Here is a 4844-nt window from a genome sequence, read left to right as displayed (position 1 = left end):
GGTGTGGACGTCGACTGGCAGGCGGTGTTGGAGGGTATGGGGGGCCGACCGGTCCAACTGCCCACGTACGCCTTCCAGCACCAGCGCTACTGGCTGAAGAACGAACGCGCGGCGGGCGACGTCTCCGCCGCCGGCCTCGCCGCTCCCCGGCACCCGCTCCTCGGGGCCGCCGTCGAACTGCCCGGCACCGGCGGCCTCGCCCTCACCGGCCGCTGGTCCCCGCGCACCCACCCCTGGCTGGCCGACCACGCCGTCTGGGGCACGGCCCTGCTGCCCGGCACCGGCTTCGTCGACCTCGCCCTCACCGCCGGGGCCGCCGCCGACTGCGGCTCCATCGAGGAACTCGTCATCGAAGCACCGCTGATCCTCCCCGAGGACGGCGCCGTCCAGGTACGCGTCGAGGTCGGCCCCGCCGACGAGTCAGGCCGCCGCACCGTCTCCGTCCACTCCCGCCCCGAGGCCGACGACCCCCAGTGGACCCGCCACGCCGCCGGCACCCTGGTCCCCGCCGACCCCGACTCCGCGGAACCCGCCCTCACCTGGCCCCCGGCCGGCGCCACCGCCGTACCCGTCGACACCGCCTCCGTCTACCAGGGCCTGGCCGAACGCGGCTACGAGTACGGCCCCGCCTTCCAGGGACTGCTCGGGGTGTGGACCCGCGACGACGAGATCTTCGCCGAGGTCGCCCTGCCGGAACAGCAGCAGGAGGACGCCGAACGCTTCTCGCTCCACCCCGCCCTGCTCGACTCCGCGCTGCACGCCCCGCTGATCTACGGCACCGGCCTGCCCCGGCTGCCCTTCTCCTGGAACGGCATCACCCTGTGGAACCGCGGCGCCTCCCGGCTGCGGGCCCACTTCGTGCCCGCCGGCGAGGAGACCTGGCAGGTCACCGTCACCGACCGGACGGGCGCCCCCGTCGCCCGCGTCGAGGCGCTCATCGGCCGCCAGGTGACACCGGAACAGCTCGCGGAGGCCCGCCTGGCCCGGGAGACCGGTTCCTCCCGCCTCGACAACTGGGTGTACGGCACCACCTGGACCCCGGCCGAGGCGACCGACCCGGCCGCGGCGCCCCACGGCACCTGGCTGGTGGCCGTACCCGCCGGCCGGACGGACGACCCCACCGTGACGGCGTGCCTCACGGCGCTCGGCGAGGCCGGCGCCCACCCCGTCGCCCTGCCGGTCACCGGCACCGACCGCGCCGCCGTGGCCGCACTGCTCAGCGACACCACCACCGGCGAGGACACCGTCACCGGCGTCCTCTCCCTGCTCGCTCTCGACGAGTCCGACCAGCCCGGCCACCCCGGCGTCACCGGCGGCCTGGCCACCACCCTCGCCCTGATCCAGGCGCTCGGCGACACCGGGATCGAGGCCCCCGTCTGGCTCGCCACCGACGGCGCCGTCACCACCTCCGGCACCGACCCGGTACGCAGCCCACGACAGGCCGCCCTGTGGGGCCTCGGTCTGGCCGCCGCCCTCGAACACCCCCGCCGCTGGGGCGGCCTGGTCGACCTGCCCGCCGCACTCGACGACCACGCCCGCGCCGGGCTGCGCGCCGTGCTGGGCGGAGGCACCGGCAACGAGGATCAACTCGCCCTGCGCGCCGACGGGTTGTTCGCCCGCCGCCTGGAACGCGTGACCCTGCACCGGCCGCTGCCCGACGACACCGGCCGGCAGCCCACCGGGACGGTACTCATCACCGGCGGCACCGGAGCGCTCGGCGGCCACGTCGCCCGCCAGCTGGCCGCCAAGGGCGCCGACCACCTCCTCCTCGTCAGCCGGCGCGGCCCCGACACGCCGGGGGCGGCGGAACTGACGGCCGAACTCACCGAGGCGGGCACCCGCGTCACCGTCGCCGCCTGCGACGTCGCCGACCGGCAGGCCCTGGCGGACCTGCTGACCAGGACGGCGGCCGACGGCGACCCCGTCCGCGCCGTGGTGCACGCCGCGGGCGTCAACGGCTTCGGCACCCTGGCGGAGACCACGCTCGACGACTTCGCCGCCGTCGTCTCCGCCAAGGTCGCCGGCGCGGCCCACCTCGACGCACTCCTCGCCGACACCGACCTCGACGCGTTCGTCGTCTTCTCGTCCATCGCCGGTGTCTGGGGCAGCGGCGGCCAGAGCGCCTACTCGGCGGGAAACGCCTACCTGGACGCCCTGGCCCAGCACCGGCGCGGCCTCGGCCGGACCGCCACCTCCGTCGCCTGGGGCGCCTGGGCCGACGGCGGCATGGTGGACGCCGCCTCGGCTCCCCGACTGCGCCGCCAGGGCATCCGGGCCGTCCGCCCCGATCTCATGCTCAGCGCGCTCGACCGCGCCCTGGCCGGCGACCAGAGCGGCCTCACCGTCGCCGACATCGACTGGAAACGCTTCCACCCGGCGTTCACCGCCGCCCGGCCCTCCGCCCTCCTGACGGGTGTAGCCGAGATACGGCGCATCACTGCCGCCGAGGCCCGCGCGCGCGACACCGATCTCGCCACCGCCGGTTCACTGCGCAGGCGACTGACCGGCCTCGGCGAGGACGCCCAGCGGGAGATCCTGCTCGACCTGGTCCGGGCCGAGACCGCCGTCGTCCTCGGCCACCAGGACGTACACGCCATCCACCCGGACCGCGCCTTCCAGGAGCTGGGCTTCGACTCGCTCACCGCCGTCGAGCTGCGCAACCGGCTGTCCGCGGCCACCGGCCTCCGGCTGCCCGCCACCCTGCTCTTCGACCACCCGGCACCCGCTGTGCTCGTCCGCCACCTCCGGGACGCACTGGCCCCCGACGGCGGGCCCGCCGTCCACCGGGCGGTGGCCGACGTGGAGAAACTGAAGGCCGCGCTCGCCTCCGTACCCGAGGACCCCGCGGTCCGCGCACAGGTCACCGCCGCCCTGCACGTCCTGCTGGCCAAGTGGTCCCCGGACGCCGCCCAGGACGAGACGGACGACGACCTCGAATCGGTCACCGACGACGAGGTCTTCGACATCATCGACAACGAGTTCAACGAATTCACCGCTTCCTGACGCCGCCGTCCCCGCCGCCCGCCCGCCGTCAGAAGTCTCATTCCAGGAGCTGACCCTTCCCCATGGTCGACGACAAGAAGTACCGCGATTACCTCAACAAGGCCGTCGCCACCGCACGCCAGGCCACCCGCCGGCTGCGCGAGGTCGAGGACAGGGCCCACGAGCCCATCGCCATCGTCGGTATGGCCTGCCGTCTGCCCGGCGGGGTCGGCTCCCCGGAGGACCTCTGGCGGCTGGTCGCCGACGGCACCGACGCGATCAGCGCCTTCCCGGCCGACCGCGGCTGGGACCTGGCGGGCCTGTACGACCCCGACCCCGACACGCCCGGCACCTCCTACGTGCGTGAGGGCGGCTTCCTCGACGGTGCAGCCGACTTCGACGCCGCGTTCTTCGGGATCTCCCCGCGCGAGGCCCTCGCCATGGACCCGCAGCAGCGCCTCCTCCTGGAGACCTCCTGGGAGGCCCTGGAGCACGCCAACATCGACCCCACCTCCCTGCGCGGGCACCGGATCGGCTTCTACACCGGCGTCATGCACCACGACTACGCCCCACGGGTGCGACAGGTCCCCGAGGACCTGGAGGCGTACATCGGGCGCGGCAGCACCGGCAGTTTCGCCTCCGGCCGCGTGTCGTACACCCTGGGTCTGGAGGGCCCCGCCGTCACCGTCGACACCGCGTGCTCCTCGTCGCTGGTCGCCATCCACCTCGCCGTGCAGTCCCTGCGCACCGGCGAGTCGCAGATGGCGATGGCGGGCGGCGCCGCCGTGATGTCCGACAGCAAGATGTTCGTGGAGTTCTCCCGCCAGCGCGGCCTCTCCCCGGACGGCCGGTGCCGGGCCTTCGCGGCGGGCGCGAACGGCACCGGCTTCTCCGAGGGCGTCGGCGTCCTCCTCCTGGAGCGCCTGTCCGACGCGCGCCGCAACGGTCACGAGGTGCTGGCCGTCGTGCGCGGCACCGCCGTCAACCAGGACGGCGCCTCCAACGGCCTGACCGCCCCCAACGGCACCGCGCAACGCGAGGTCATCCGCCAGGCCCTGGAGAACGCCCGGCTGTCGCCGTCCGACGTGGACGCCGTCGAGGCGCACGGCACCGGCACCGCCCTCGGCGACCCGATCGAGGCCCGGGCCCTCCTCGCCACCTACGGCCAGGAACGCCCCGAAGACGGCCGGCCGCTCTGGCTCGGCTCCCTGAAGTCCAACATCGGCCACGCCCAGTCGGCCGCGGGTGTCGCCGGTGTGATCAAGATGGTGGAGGCGATGCGGCACGGCGTGCTGCCGAGGACCCTGCACGCCGACATGCCCACCCCCGAGGTCGACTGGACCGAGGGCGCCGTGGAACTGCTCACCGACGCCCGGGAATGGCCGGAGCGGGACGAACCGCGCCGCGCCGGCGTCTCCTCCTTCGGCCTCAGCGGCACCAACGCCCACGTCATCCTCGAGTCGGCGCCACCCACCCCCGACGAGCAGCCCCCCACGACCCCGCCCACCACCGCGCACGGCGCAGTGCCCCTCGCCCTCTCCGGCAGGACCCCCGACGCCCTGCGCGCCCAGGCCGAGCGGCTCGCCACCTTCCTGGAGACCCACCCCGCCACCCCCCTGCCCGACATCGCCCTCTCCCTGACCTCGCGCACCGTCTTCGACCACCGCGGCGTCGCCGTCGCGCGCACCCACGCCGAAGCACTGGCACGCCTGACGGCCCTCGCGGCGGACACCACCATGTCCACCCGCGGCCACGGTGACACCGGCCCCGTGTTCGTGTTTCCGGGTCAGGGGGCGCAGTGGGTGGGGATGGCGGTGGAGTTGTTGGGGGAGTCGGAGGTGTTCGCGGGGTGGATGGGGCGG

At 74.8% G+C, this 4844-nt stretch carries 2 protein-coding genes; both read left to right on the top strand.

All coding sequences use genetic code 11. The features are described from left to right. The first annotated feature begins 36 nt into the window (after nt 1-36). Nucleotides 37-3003, top strand: coding sequence for an SDR family NAD(P)-dependent oxidoreductase (locus ACIQVT_RS34685; RefSeq protein WP_403763762.1), 2967 nt, complete (start codon nt 37-39; stop codon nt 3001-3003). Between the two features lie 62 nt (nt 3004-3065). Then, nucleotides 3066-4844, top strand: a 1779-nt coding sequence (locus ACIQVT_RS34680; RefSeq protein ID WP_403763759.1) for a type I polyketide synthase, incomplete at its 3' end; no start/stop codon positions are given.

The sequence above is a fragment of the Streptomyces sp. NPDC100445 genome, from assembly GCF_044759735.1.
In the GTDB taxonomy this organism is placed as follows: Bacteria; Actinomycetota; Actinomycetes; order Streptomycetales; family Streptomycetaceae; genus Streptomyces.
This window is presented reverse-complemented; position numbering and strand designations above follow the sequence as displayed.